The organism is Streptomyces sp. NPDC006197 (assembly GCF_040613865.1).
In the GTDB taxonomy this organism is placed as follows: domain Bacteria; phylum Actinomycetota; class Actinomycetes; order Streptomycetales; family Streptomycetaceae; genus Streptomyces.
Genome location: NZ_JBEXSZ010000013.1, coordinates 37681 through 51013, shown reverse-complemented (window position 1 = coordinate 51013; position 13333 = coordinate 37681). Strand labels below are relative to the sequence as shown.

Genomic DNA, 13333 nt, shown 5'->3' with positions numbered 1-13333 from the left:
ATAACCGTGTTCCGTTGATCCACGGGTCACGCCTCGGCCGGCGTGCCGCCGTTCGCAGCCATCACGTCCCGTAAGCTCTTCGGACGCATGTCCGTCCAGGCGTGGTCGATGTAGTCGATGATCTCGGCCCGGGCGGCCGGGCCGTACGCGACCCGCCAGCCGTCGGGAACGGTGATGTCCTGCGGCCACAACGAGTACTGCTCTTCCTCGTTGAGCAGCGCCAGATAGTCTCGACTGTCGTCCTCGAATGGATGCGGCATTACTTAATTCCCCTCTTCGAGCAGAATTTCTGAAACCTGCCTATAATGCGAACAGCGGCCGTCAATTCCTGCCGCCGCACCCCGGAAGCGGTGTCGACATTAGCAGTCGGCTGTCATATGTAGACAGCTTCACTCTGCATTCGTCCCCGTGCATTCTGCATATTGACAGGCCCGCCGGCGCGTGCGTGCCGTGCTCCAGCCCGCGCTCCCCCGGCCCGACGCCCGGGCAGCCGGTTCGCCGAGCGGCGACGACCGGCCCGGCTGTCGCGCCCGACCGGACCGGCCGAAAGGAACGGGCAAGAGTTCGGACAGTGGCCGGTCTTCGCCTGTCACCATCGGGCAATGACTCAGTCCGCTCTCGGTTTCCGTTCCCTGGATCTCACCGATCCGGCCACATTCGTTGAGAACGACGTCCACGAGTTCTGGCGTGAAGTGCGTGCCGAGCGCCCCGTCTACTGGCATGGACCCACCGACCGGTACCCGGGGTTCTGGGTGGTGTCCCGATATGCCGACATCCAGTCGCTGTTCCACGACGCGGCTCTGAGTTCCGCCAGGGGAAACGTCCTCGATGTCGTGCTGCGCGGCGACGATTCCGCAGGCGGCAGCATGCTGGCGGTCACCGACGGCCCGCGCCACCGGCAGCTCCGTAACCTCATGTTCAGCGCGTTCACCCCACGGGTCCTCGGCGAGGTCGTCGAGAACGTCCGCCGGCGCACTGCCGAGCTGGTGTCGGGGGTCGTCGGGCTGGACACGTTCGACTTCGCCGCCTCGGTGGCCGAGCAGATTCCGATGAACACGATCTGCGATCTGATGTCCGTTCCGGCCGCGGACCGCAAGAGCCTGCTCGAGTGGAACAAGATGGCGCTGTCCTCGGGCCATGCGGACAGCAGCGATCTCGATGCGCTGGGCGCCCGCAACGAGATAGTGCTCTATTTCATGGAGTTGGGCCAGGACCGGCGGGACAACCCCGGCGACGACGTCATCAGCATGCTCGCGACCGCGGAGATCGACGACCGCCCGCTCAGCCTCGAGGAAATCGCTGTCAACTGCTACAGCCTCATTCTCGGCGGGGACGAGACCTCTCGGATATCGGCGATATGCGCGGTGCTCGCGCTCATCGAGAACCCCGATCAGTGGCAGGCCCTGCGGACGGGCGAAGTCTCCCTCGACTCGGCTGTCGAGGAGATCATCCGCTGGTCGACACCGGGGATCCATCTGGCGCGTACCGCCGTATCGGATCTCGAGCTGCACGGAAAGAAGATACGGAAGGGCGACATCGTCACGCTGTGGAACATCTCGGCCAACAACGACGAGTCGGTCTTCGACGAACCGCGCCGTTTCACCTTGTCCCGCTCCCCCAACAGGCACCTGGCGTTCGGCCACGGCCCGCACTACTGCCTGGGCGCCCACCTCGGCCGAGCGGAGCTGCGGGCGCTGCTGAGCGCCCTGGTGGCCGAGGTCGAACGGATGGAGCTGCGCGGAACGCCCCGCCCCATCTACTCCAACTTCCTCACCGGCTACGAGAGCCTGCCGGTTCACTTCGCACGCCGGCCGCGGTGAGGCGGCATCACATCCGAGAAAGCACGACCGAAGTCGAGAGGTGAAGATGAGGAAGAACGTCTGCGTCATCGGTGCGGGTCCGTCGGGCCTGGTCGCGGTGAAGGAGCTGCTGGACGAAGGCCATTCGGTCACCTGCTTCGAGCGCAGCACCGAGATCGGCGGAGTGTTCCGCTCCGGAGTCGGCGCCGACGAAGCGGGGGCCTACGACTCGACGATGCTGACCATCTCGAACTACATGATGACGTTCTCCAGCTTCCCGCCGCCGGAGAACCAGGAGCGACGGTTCTGGTCGGCCGGCGAATACCGGCAGTACCTGCTCGACTTCGCCGAGAAGTTCCACCTCGGCCCCACCGTTCAGGTCGGGACCGATGTGCTGAGCATCTCGAAGAACGACGACGGCGGTTACACCGTCGAGGTCGCACCGACGGACGCCCCCGAGAAGAGGGTTGCGCATCAGTTCGACGCGGTGGTCGTCTCCACGGGAACCCACCGGGTCCCGAACTACATCGAGCTTCCCGGGCAGGAGGACTTCGCGGGCGAGATCGTGCACTCGGCCCACTACCGGAACGCCGAACCGTTCCGCGGAAAACGAGTCCTGTGCATCGGGATCGGCGAGACGGCAGCGGACGTCGTGAACGAGATCGCCCAGGTGGCCGAGAGTTGCACGCTGTCGGTGCGTCGCTACCAGCCCATCGTCGAGAGGTACCCCGGAGGCCGGGAGCACACGAACGACGCCTACACCTCACACCTGCTGCATTCGGTGCCCCTGGCGGCCGCCGGCGCGTTCATGCGGTTCGGCATGCGGAGGACCAGGAGCCGGGGCAGGACGGGCGCCGCCAGGGCCGTGGCGGCGTGGAACTCGAAGAACCGGCACTTCTTCCACCACTTCCTGACCAAGAACGAGGCGTTCATCCACCGGATCGTCGACGGCAGACTCTCCGTCAACGCCACGGGTATCGAACGCCTCGGCAAGGACTACGTCCTCTTCAAGGACGGCCGCCGGGAAGAGATCGACACGATCATGCTGAACACGGGCTACGTCGAGGACTTCGGCATCCTGAAGGATTCCGACATCACCGACGTGCGCAGACTGTACAAGCACATGATCCATCCGGATCTCGGCACCGGTGTCGTCTTCATCGGGTGGGCGCGGCCGGCCGCCGGCGGCGTTCCGGCCTGCTCCGAGATGCAGAGCCGGTACTTCGCCCTCCTGTGCAGCGGCAAGGCGAAGCTGCCGGACCCCGTGCGACTCCGGGGGCTCATCGAGCGGCAGGCGTCGTACGAGAACGAGGTCTTCCACGGCAATCCCCAGCTGCGGACCCTGGTCCACTACAACCACTACATGATCGATTTCGCGAAGGTGATCGGATGCTCCCCGTGGCGTCCGGCCGTCTTCCTGAATCCGCGGCTGGCCTACAGGCTGTGGGTCGGATCCCAGATGCCCCACATCTACCGGCTGTTCGGTCCGCACAGCGATCACCGGACGGCGCGGAAGGCGATCATGGGCGTGCCGACGGCGTTCGGGGTCCCCCAGGCTCTCACGATCCTGGCGGTCAGCGGTGTGTCGCGGGTACTGATAGCGATGGGCCTGATGAAGCCGGATCCGAAGTACTGATCCGGATCGGAACAACCGACGAGCCCCGGTCGACCCTCCCCTGAGGCAGGTCGACCGGGGCTCGTCCGGTCCGACGCGGGCCGGCGGCCCTAGACCGTCTGGCGTTCGCGGTGTGTGGCCTTCAGCGCGTTCTTGTCGATCTTGCCGACCGGAGTACGCGGAAGCTCGGGTACGACGATCACCTCGTCCGGCAGCTTGTAGGAGGCCAGCCCGCGCTCGCGGATGTGCTCCCTGATGGTGCGCAACGAGACCGGCGCCGCCGCCGTGTCCGCGTCACCGCGGAGAACGACGAACACACAGACGCGCTCGTCGAGGTCACCGTCCGGGACGCCCACCACGGCGGTGTCCAGGACCAGGGGGTGGGTCAGGACGTGGCCCTCCACCTCCTCCGCGGACACCTTCTCGCCCAGGTGATGGATGATGTCCTTCAGCCGGCCCTCGACGACGACGTTGCCGTCCTCGGTCATCCGGGCCAGGTCGCCGGTGCGGTAGAAGCCGTCCGCGGTGAAGGACCGGCGGTTGTGGTCCGGCGCGGCGAAGTAGCCACGGATCGTGTAGGGACCGCGGGTGAGCAGTTCGCCGGTCTCACCGGTGACGACGTCCTTGTCGTCGGTGTCCACGATCCTGATCTCGTCGTCCGGAGACACCGGCCTGCCCTCGGTGCCGAACACGACGGCCGGCGGATCGTCGAGGCGCGTGTGGGTGATCAGTCCCTCACCGATGCCGTACACGTTGAGGATCCGGCACCCCAGACTCTCGCTCACCCGCTCCGCCGCGGCGGGTCCGAACTTCGAGCTGCCGACCTGGATGGTCATGCCGCTCATGTCGACCGGAGTGGAGCGAGCCGCTTCCGCCCACAGCAGGGCCAGGGCGGGCACCAGCGTCGTGAGGGTGACGCCCTCCTGTTCGATCAGCGGAAACACCTGGTCGGGACTGGGGCTGGCGGCCAGTACGGCCTTTCCGCCGAGGAGCAGGGCGCCCAGCGCTCCGGGGCAGCCGAGTGCGGCGTTGTGCGGCACGGGGTTCGCGGCGAGGTAGACGCCGCTGTCGTCGAACTGGACGACCTGCGCGCAGGCGGAGATGTTGTACGCGTAGTCGTCGTGGGTCCGGGGAATCAGCTTCGGCACACCCGTGGTCCCGCCCGACAGCAGCAGCAGCGCCACCTCGGACGAGTCGACCGGCGGCAGTTCGCGTACGCCGGAACGGGCGAGCTCGTGCAGCGGCGTGAACTCGTCCGCCTCGCCCGCGATCACGACGTGCCGCAGACCGGGCGCGTCGCGGCGGACCTCGCGGGCCAGCGCGCGGAAGTCGAACCCCCGCAGCCGGTCCGGGCCGACGTAGGCCACCGCGCCCGACGAGCGCACCAGGTGGAGGATCTCGTCGCGGCGGTGACCGGGCAGTGCCATCACCGGGATCGCGCCGATGCCGAAACAGGCCAGGACGGTGGACAGGAACGCGATCCTGTTGGGCAGGTGCACCACCACCCGGTCGTGGCGGCCGATGCCGAGATCGAGCAGACCGGAGGCGACGCGGTCGGCCTCGTCGAGCAACTCCGCGTAGGTGACCCGGCCGGTGGCGTCCACGGCGGCGACCTTGTCCGGGTGGCGTGCGGCGCTGTCGGCCACGAGCTGCCGCAGCGAGAGGCCGCGCCAGTAGCCGGCGCGGCGGTAGCGATCGGCGTATTCGGGTGGCCAGGGCACGAACCCGTCCAGCATGTGTCCTCCTAGGTTGCGACCGCCTTCAGGTTCGGACAGTGGGCCGTGAGCCGCGTCGGGCCCGACAGAGCTTTGACAGATTGCCGTGGGCGGGCCGAGGGTTCGGGTGAAGCTCGGAGACGTGAACGGCATAAGAACGCGTGACCGGGGCTGGTTGCGTCCTCTCAACGGTGTGGAGAGCCCGGCCGTCCGGTTGGTCTGCTTTCCCCATTCCGGCGGTTCGGCGGCGACCTTTCGTGCCTGGTCGGCGGCGATGCCCACGGACGCGTCGCTGCTGGCTGTGCAGTACCCGGGACACGCCGACCGGATAGCCGAGGCACCCGCGGGCAGCGTCGCCGAGATCGGATCGCGCGTCGCCGAGGAGCTGTTGCGGCTGGATCCGGCTCCTTGCGCCTTGTTCGGACACAGCCTGGGCGCCCTGGCCGCGTACGAGACCGCGAGAGTCCTGCAGTCGAGCGGCAGTGCCGCGCGCCGGCTCTTCGTGTCGGGCTCGCCCGCGCCCGGGCTGGCCGGTGGCGGGACCACGCACCGGGCCGGCGACGAAGAGCTGTGGGGCGCCTTGCGGGCCCTCGGCGGGATCGACCCCGACGTCGCCGACAACGCCGAGCTCCGCGAGCTGCTGCTGCCGGTGCTCCGCTCGGACATCACCCTCAACGAGACCTACCGGCCGGCGAAGCACCCCGAACCGCTGCACTGCGAGGTGCGCGGCTACTACACGACCGAGGATCCGCTGGTCACCGGTGCGCAGCTCGACGCCTGGGCCGGCGTGGGCACCGGACGGTTCAGTGTGCGGGCCTGGCCCGGTGGGCACTTCTGGTTCCTCTCGGACCCGACCGATCTGGTCGGCGACATCTGCGCGGTTCTGGCGGAGAGCGAGGTGCTGCGATGACGCTCGACGGAAAGTCCGTGGTGGTCACCGGCGCGGCCACCGGTATCGGTCTGGGGATCGCGGAATGCGTGCTGAAGTCGGGCGCCCGCGTCACGGTCGTCGGGCGTCGTGAGGAGCCTCTGCGCGACCTCGCGGAGCATTACGGGAGCGCCGTCGCGGTGGTGGCTCAGGACGTCGCCGTACCGGGCGCCGCGGAGCGGATCGTCGCAGCCGCGACCGACGCCTTCGGCAGGCTCGACGCCGTGGTCAACAACGCGGGTCTGGCCCGGTTCGGCCGACTCGACGCGATCGACCCGGCCTTGTTCGACGCGATGTTCGCCGTCAACGTCCGCGCGCCGGCCGAACTGATCCGCTGTGCGCTGCCGCAGCTGCGGACCCACCGCGGCAGCGTCGTCAACATCTCGTCGGTCGGTGGTGCGCTGTCCATGCCCGGCCGCGCTTTCTACGGTGCGACCAAGGCGGCTCTCAACAGCCTCACGCGTTCGCTGGCGAGGGAGCTGGCACCCGACGTACGCGTGAACGCCATCATGCCCGGCCCGGTGGACACACCGATGTGGAACGAGACCGGACTGGACGAAGCGGATACCCAGCGCATGCGCGTCGATCTTCTCGCGTCGACTCCGATGGGGCGGTTCGGCGACGGCACGGACATCGGCCGGTGGGTGTGCTCGCTGCTGGACTCCGAACTGTCGGGCTGGGTGACCGGAGCACTGATACCCGTCGACGGCGGCCGCACAGCGTGACGCCTCTTGTGACTCCCCAGAATTCTCAACGTAGCGAAGGTGGTACGAGCGTGAGTCCCGACATCCTCTCCGTCGCCGGATCCGTTCCGTCGTCGTGTCTGCACCGGATTTACCGAGCAGCGGAGGCACGAGAGGAGGAGGCCGGCGTCGACGTGGTGAAGCTGCACGTCGGCGATCCCTATTTCGACCCCGCCGACAACGTCGCCGACGCGTTCGTCGACGCCGTACGGCGCGGCGACACCAAGTACACCGGCGTGGAGGGCCTGCCCGAGCTGCGCGCGGCCCTGGTGGACAAGCTCCGTACGGACAACGGGGTGGACACCGCCGTGTCCCGGCTGCTGATCTCACCCGGTTCGTGCCAGGGCCTGGCCGCTCTGCTGCAGTCGCTGGCCGAGCCCGGAGCCGAGATCCTCCTGCCGGAACTGCACTGGCCCGTCCATCTGCAGCAGAGTCTGCTCGCCGGCTTCCGGCCGGTGCTGTACTCGCTCGGCGACGACTTCCGGCCCGACCCCGAGACGATCGCGGCCGCCGCGACGCCGCGCACCCGGGTCCTGCTGATCAACTCGCCGGCCAACCCGACCGGCGTCGTCCTGGACCGCGGTGAACTCGGGGCCCTGCTGGAGCTGGCGCGCAGCCGGGGCTGGCACGTCATCAGCGATGAGGCGTACGAGCATTTCCTCTACGACAGCGAGCACGTTTCGACGGCTTCGCTCGAACGTGACGTCCCGGTCGCCGAGCGTATCGTGCACAGCGTCTTCAGCTTCTCCAAGAGCTTCGCGATGACCGGCTACCGGCTGGGCTACATCGCGCTGGCCAACGACCGGGCCGCCGACGTCATGAAGGTCGCCCAGGAGGCCAACATCATCGGCACGTCGACCCCGGTGCAGTACGCGGGCATCGCCGCACTGGACAGCCGGTCCGAGGCGACGGCGCTCAACCGCAAGCTGGTGCAGCGGAACCGGGACGTGGCGTTGTCGCCGCTGGTCGAGGCCGGACTGCTGCGTGAACTGCCCGCCGGCGGGTGGTACGCGATGCTCGACGTGGCCCGGACCGGGCTGGACGCCGAGACGTTCGCGACCCGGCTGCTGGAGAGCAAGGGCGTCGCGGTCGTGCCCGGCAACGGGTTCGCCATGCGTCCCGACGTCGACGAGCAGGGGCGGATCCGTTCCCACGACTACGCGCCCTGGGCGCGCCACCTGGTCCGGGTCGCGTTCTGTGTGGATCCGACGGCACTCGACACCGGGGTGCGCAAGATCCTGGAATTCGTCGACGAATGCGGCGACAGCGGCGCCCCTTCTGCCGCATAGACCGAAACCGACGGTGTACGAGGTCCTTCCGGAATTCGGGTCAGCAGGAAAGAAGTGAGGAATCATGGCGAAGAGTGTTGTCATCGTCGGTGGCGGGACCGCGGGCTGGATGACGGCGGCGTATCTGAAAGCGACATTCGGCGATCGGCTCGCGGTAACCCTCGTCGAGTCCAAGAACGTGCCCACCGTCGGTGTGGGTGAAGCTTCCTTCAGTACCATCCGGCACTTCTTCGCCTATCTCGGCCTCGCCGAGACCGACTGGATGCCGGAGTGTCACGGCACCTACAAGCTGGCGATCCGCTACGACAACTGGCGGGCCAAGGGGCACCACTTCTACCACCCGTTCGAGCGGCCGCGGACGGTGGAGGGCGTGTCGCTCGCGGACTGGTGGCTGCACAAGCGGCCCAGCGCGGACTACGACAGGGACTGCTCGCTGATCGCCGCGCTCTGCGAGGCCAATCGCTCGCCCCGGCAGCTGGGGGGAAGCCTGTTGGGTCTCGACGCCGGCGAGCGCGAGGCGGAGCGCTCCACCATGGCGGAGCAGACCGCCCAGTTCCCCTACGCGTACCAGTTCGACGCCACGCTGCTGGCCAGGTTCCTCACCCGGTACGGAACCGATCGTGGAGTCCGGCACGTGCTGGACGACGTGGTCGACACCGAGGTGGACGAGCGCGGTGACATCACGCGGGTGCGCACGAAGGAGAGCGGCGACCTGACGGGCGACCTCTTCATCGACTGCACCGGGTTCCGCAGCATGCTGCTCAACAAGCGGCTCGAGGTGCCGTTCCTCTCCTACCAGGACACCCTGCCGAACGACAGTGCGGTCGCCCTGCGCGTGCCCATGGAGATGTCCGACCAGGGAATGGGTCCGTACACCAGGGCCAGCGCGCAGGACGCCGGCTGGATCTGGACGATCCCGCTGTTCGGCCGGATCGGCACGGGTTACGTGTACGCCAGCGACTACTGCACCCCGGACGAGGCCGAGCGCACGCTCCGCGAGTACGTGGGCCCCGCGGCGAAGGACCTGACCGCCAACCACATCCGGATGCGGATCGGCCGGAGCGAGAACTCCTGGGTGAACAACTGTGTCGCCATCGGCCTGTCCAGCGGGTTCGTCGAGCCGCTCGAATCGACGGGCATCTTCTTCATCCAGAACGCGATCGAACAGCTGGTGAAGCATTTCCCCGGCGGGCGCGACGACGACCGGCTGCGCAAGTCCTACAACCGGCAAGTGGCCAACGTCATGGACGGCGTACGCGAATTCCTCGTGCTGCACTACGTCGCGGCCAAGCGCACCGACAACCAGTACTGGCGGGATGCCAAAACGCGTACCATGCCGGACGCGCTGGCCGAGCGAATCGAGCAGTGGAAGGTGAAGCTGCCCGACCCGGACACCGTCTTCCCCTACTACCACGGGTTCGAGCCCTACTCCTACACCGCCATGATTCTGGGCCTCGGTGGGCTCGACGTACGTTCGCTGCCCGGCCTGGCGATGATGGACGACATCGCCGCGACCAAGGAACTGCGCCTGATCCGCGATCAGGCCGCCTCGCTGGTCGAGAAGTTGCCGAGCCACTCGGAGTACCTGGCACACGTCCACGGGCTGAAGGAAATGCGTTCCTAGTCGGCTGCGCGGCCGAGCGAGGAGGTAGCAAGCCATGCCGAATCCCGTCACTGGCACGGTGGCGCGAGCACCGGTCGACCAGGCCACGTTCCGCTCCCTCATGACGACGCATCCGGCCGGCGTCGCCATCGTGACGACTGCCGGACCGGACGGCCGGCCGTGGGGCATGACGTGCTCGTCGCTGTGCAGCGTCGCCCTGCAGCCGCCGACCCTGCTGGTGTGCCTGCGCGGCGAAAGCCCGACCCTGGCGGCGCTGCTGGAGGTGTCGGCGTTCGCCGTCAACCTGCTGCACGACCGGGCCGGGCCCGTGGCCGATCTCTTCGCCTCCGGCTCGCCGGACCGATTCGACAAGGTCGAATGGATCCCGGAAGCGGAGTCCGGACTGCCGCACCTGATCGAGGACGCCCACACGATCGCGGACTGCCGCGTCAGCGAGACGCGGCCCGTCGGGGACCACGTCGTGGTCTTCGGGGAAGTCCTCCAGGTGGAGACACGGGCGAACCAGCCGTCGAGCCCGCTGCTGTACGGGTTGCGGCAGTACGGGTCGTTGAAGGTTCACTCCGGTTGAGGACGAGCCCGGGCTCCCTGCCGCTTTCTTTCCGCTCGCCCTTCCCGGCGGGCCCGATGACACAGACCCGGTCACCAGATCATTCCGGCGACCGTTCCCGGCCCACGATGGGAGCTGACGGTGAGCAAGGCGCGAATTCCCGACTGCCCGCTGGCGCGCACGGTCGAGACCATCGGCCCCTGGTGGACTCTGGAGATCCTGCACGAGGTCTTCGACGGCCACACCGGGTTCGAATCGATCCGCCGGAACCTGGCCATGTCCGCGGATGTGCTCGCGGAGCGGATGGACCACCTGACGGCGAAGGGCCTCCTCGAGGCCGAGGCCGGCGCCCCTGATCCCGCCGACCGGGAGTACCGGCCGACCGATCGGGGGCGTGCACTGCGTCCGCTCATCCTGGTCATGGCGGCCTATGGAAACCATCACCTGGCCCCGGAGGACCGGAGTCTCGTCCTGGTCGACGTCGAAACGGGCGTGGCCGCGGACCCGGTCGTGGTGGACCGGGTCACCGGCCGTCCGCTGGACACCGCCGATTTCGCCTTCGCCCGCGGTCCCAGGGCCGGCGCGGCGATCGCCGCCCGCTACCCGGAGATCCCGGAACGGCACTGACGCGTCCGTCCGCGCGTGGTCGTGCAGAAACGACCGTCACCGGTGGTTTCCCCTCGGGGACACCACCGGTGACGGTCGTCGGTGCGGGCCGGACGGCCCTCAGGAGACGGCGGCCGGCTCCAGCGTGGACACGACGCCCGCGAAGGTCTGCGCGGCGAAGTCCGCTTCCTCCGTGGTCATCGTCAGCGGAGGCATCAGCACGACCGTGTCGGGCGTGTAGTGGATCAGCAGGCCCTCGCGCCGGCACGCCGACTCGAGATCGCTCCGGGCCCGCATCGAGAGCGGGTTGCCGTCCTGGTCCACGAGGTCGATTCCCACGTACGCGCCGACGACCCGGACGCCCCCGAACGCGGGCGTCCCCTTGAGCAGGTCGTTCACCCGGTCGCCCAGGAGCCGGCCGAGGACCCGGCCGTTCGCCACCAGGTCCTCGGCGGCGAACGCACGGAGCGTGGCGAGCGCCGCGGCGCAGGCCACCGGGTGGCCGTCCGTGGTCGACTGGTGTGCGAACACCGTGCTGCTGCTGTCGAACGCCTGGTAGATCCGCTCCGTGGCCAGGAGGGCGCCCAGCGCCGAGTAACCGGCGGTGATGCCCTTCGCGAGGCACATGATGTCCGGCGAGACCCCGGAGATCCCGGCCGCGAACATCTCGCCCATCCGCCCGTACCCCGTGAACGCCTCGTCGAAGATCAGCAGGATGTCGTTCTTCGTGCAGTACTCGCGTGCCGCTCGCAGGTACGCGTCGGGGAGGGGCTGTCCGTTCCGGCCCTTCACCGGTTCGACGATCAGCGCGGCGATGCGCTCCGGCCCCAGCTCGTCCAGCTGTGCGGCGAGCTCGGCGCCGGAGTCGTCGGTCGGTTCCGGAAGATGGTGGAACCCTTCCGGCATCGGACCGAAGACCCAGTGCATCATGCGCTGCCCGCTCGCCGCCATGGCCGCCATCGGCGTGCCGTGGTAGCTGTCGCGGAGGCCCACGACGAGGCGCTTGTCGCGCCGGCCGTTGTTCCGGTGGTACGAGCGGGCCATCATGATCGCGCTCTCGACCGCCGCGCCGCCCGTATGGCAGAACCGCACCCGGTCGAGGCCGGAAGGGGCCACGGCGGTGAGCTCCTGCGCCAGTTCGACGACCACGGGGGCCGGCAGCTCCCACCGCACCGCGCAGACGTACGGCAGCTCACGCGCCTGGCGGCTCATCGCCTCCACGACGTCGGCACGGCCGTAGCCGAGCACCATGTTGCCGACCCCCGCGCGGGCGTCGAGGGCCCGACGTCCCGAGGCGTCGATCAACCAGGACCCCTCGCCCCTGACCCAGAGGTCCTGCGGTCCACTCCGGTCGAGGATCGTCGAGGTGGGCACCGTCCCGTGCCAGAGGGCGTACGTGTCGCGGTCCCATGTGCTCGGCGTCATGGCCGTGCCTCCCGTCTCCGCGCTACTTCTCGGGCGCCTGGACCACGGAACACGAGAACGTGTATCCGGCGGTGCCCTGGATGACCATTCCGTACTGGCCCGGCTCGAGGCTCTCCTCGAGGGCCACCAGGTTCGCGAGGTGGTCGCCGGCGCCGAGGGAGCCGGTGTCGCATTCGAGGTAGCGGTGGTCCGGGCCGATCAGTTCACCGAGGAGTGGCTTGAACATGCCCTCGCGCATGGTCCGGGAGAGACGCGGCAGCGCGATGCTGCTGAGGTCATCGGACTCGATCCCGGCCGTGCGCAGAGCCCGCCGGACGAGATCGTGGACCTTGGGAACGGCGAGCTTGACCATCTCCGCCGCCGCACCGGACTCCCTGAACTCCTGGTTGGCGGGCCGGAGGGACATCGGAGCGCCGTGCCCCAGCGGTACGGAGGAGAATTCGGCGCTCCCGCGCAACTGCCCTTCCCACGAGCTGTCCGTGGCCATCTCCAGCGCACGGAGATGGAGGAAGTCCTCGCCCTCTCCGGTACGGCCGAGCAGGACCGCGGTCGCCGAGTCCGAGTAGACCGCGTCGTCGTCGGTCAACCACCGGTCGAAGCCCGGCGCGGCGAACCGGTCTGCGCTGGTGACGAGGACCGTGCTCGTCTCGGGAGTGGCGGCCAGCCACTTGGCGGCTATCTGCAGCGCCACGGCGCCGCCGTTGCAGCACTGCTGGACGTTGACGGGAAGCCCGTCGATGATCCCGGCCTGGTGGGCGATGTAGTGCGCCGGCGACCACATGTCGAAGCCCTGGTGGTAGCTGAAGGCATGGACCAGGGAGCCGACGGAGTTCGGCTCGACTCCGCTCTTCTCCAGAACGCTCTCCGCGGCCAGTACGGCCATCTGGGGCGGGGCGATGTCGTCCGGAGCGACGTACAGTTCGGAGACGCCGATGCGCTCGAAGTCCGCCTCGGTGAGTTCGCCCTCCGCGGGGCCCTTCTTGTCCGGCGGGAGCCAGAGGGTCGCCGCCTTGATGCTCAACCCGGTCGCAGTCACTGGATC

The 13333-nt window shown here is 68.6% G+C and carries 12 protein-coding genes; 8 read left to right on the top strand and 4 right to left on the bottom strand.

What is annotated here, in order from left to right:
• Nucleotides 1-26: 26 nt before the first annotated feature.
• A complete protein-coding gene (locus tag ABZ318_RS06460) occupies nt 27-260 on the bottom strand; it encodes an MbtH family NRPS accessory protein (RefSeq protein ID WP_356901369.1) in 234 nt (77 codons plus the stop codon).
• A gap of 342 nt (nt 261-602) precedes the next feature.
• Here ABZ318_RS06460 and ABZ318_RS06455 point away from each other — a divergent pair, with 342 nt between their 5' ends.
• Entirely contained in the window at nt 603-1820 is a 1218-nt protein-coding gene (locus ABZ318_RS06455; RefSeq protein ID WP_356901368.1) for a cytochrome P450, read from the top strand.
• A 46-nt stretch (nt 1821-1866) separates the two neighbouring features.
• Nucleotides 1867-3435, top strand: a complete 1569-nt coding sequence (locus ABZ318_RS06450; RefSeq protein ID WP_356901367.1) for an NAD(P)-binding domain-containing protein — start codon at nt 1867-1869, stop codon at nt 3433-3435.
• Nucleotides 3436-3524: 89 nt separating this feature from the next.
• Here ABZ318_RS06450 and ABZ318_RS06445 read toward each other — a convergent pair whose 3' ends face one another.
• Nucleotides 3525-5150, bottom strand: coding sequence for an AMP-binding protein (locus ABZ318_RS06445; protein ID WP_356901366.1), 1626 nt, complete (start codon nt 5148-5150; stop codon nt 3525-3527).
• Nucleotides 5151-5235: 85 nt separating this feature from the next.
• Here ABZ318_RS06445 and ABZ318_RS06440 point away from each other — a divergent pair, with 85 nt between their 5' ends.
• From ABZ318_RS06440 to ABZ318_RS06415, 6 genes are all read left to right on the top strand, one after another.
• Nucleotides 5236-6039 (top strand): alpha/beta fold hydrolase, encoded by an 804-nt coding sequence (locus ABZ318_RS06440; protein ID WP_356901365.1) that lies wholly within the window; start codon nt 5236-5238, stop codon nt 6037-6039.
• Nucleotides 6036-6782, top strand: coding sequence for a glucose 1-dehydrogenase (locus ABZ318_RS06435; protein WP_356901364.1), 747 nt, complete (start codon nt 6036-6038; stop codon nt 6780-6782). The genes ABZ318_RS06440 and ABZ318_RS06435 overlap by 4 nt, the downstream gene beginning before the upstream one ends.
• A 50-nt stretch (nt 6783-6832) precedes the next feature.
• Nucleotides 6833-8089 carry a pyridoxal phosphate-dependent aminotransferase gene (locus tag ABZ318_RS06430; RefSeq protein WP_356901363.1) on the top strand — a complete coding sequence of 419 codons (1257 nt, stop codon included), beginning with the start codon at nt 6833-6835 and terminating at the stop codon, nt 8087-8089.
• 64 nt (nt 8090-8153) lie between these two features.
• The gene (locus ABZ318_RS06425) at nt 8154-9713 is read left to right on the top strand and encodes a tryptophan halogenase family protein (protein WP_356901362.1); all 1560 of its coding nucleotides are present in this window, start codon (nt 8154-8156) and stop codon (nt 9711-9713) included.
• A gap of 34 nt (nt 9714-9747) precedes the next feature.
• Nucleotides 9748-10281 (top strand): flavin reductase family protein, encoded by a 534-nt coding sequence (locus ABZ318_RS06420; protein WP_356901361.1) that lies wholly within the window; start codon nt 9748-9750, stop codon nt 10279-10281.
• Between the two features lie 120 nt (nt 10282-10401).
• Nucleotides 10402-10887, top strand: a complete 486-nt coding sequence (locus ABZ318_RS06415; protein ID WP_356901360.1) for a helix-turn-helix domain-containing protein — start codon at nt 10402-10404, stop codon at nt 10885-10887.
• Nucleotides 10888-10986: 99 nt separating this feature from the next.
• Here the strand turns inward: ABZ318_RS06415 and ABZ318_RS06410 are convergent, their stop codons facing one another.
• Both ABZ318_RS06410 and ABZ318_RS06405 read right to left on the bottom strand, forming a co-directional pair.
• Nucleotides 10987-12291, bottom strand: coding sequence for an aminotransferase class III-fold pyridoxal phosphate-dependent enzyme (locus tag ABZ318_RS06410; protein ID WP_356901359.1), 1305 nt, complete (start codon nt 12289-12291; stop codon nt 10987-10989).
• Between the two features lie 22 nt (nt 12292-12313).
• Nucleotides 12314-13327 (bottom strand): ketoacyl-ACP synthase III family protein, encoded by a 1014-nt coding sequence (locus tag ABZ318_RS06405; protein WP_356901358.1) that lies wholly within the window; start codon nt 13325-13327, stop codon nt 12314-12316.
• Between the last annotated feature and the right edge of the window lie 6 nt (nt 13328-13333).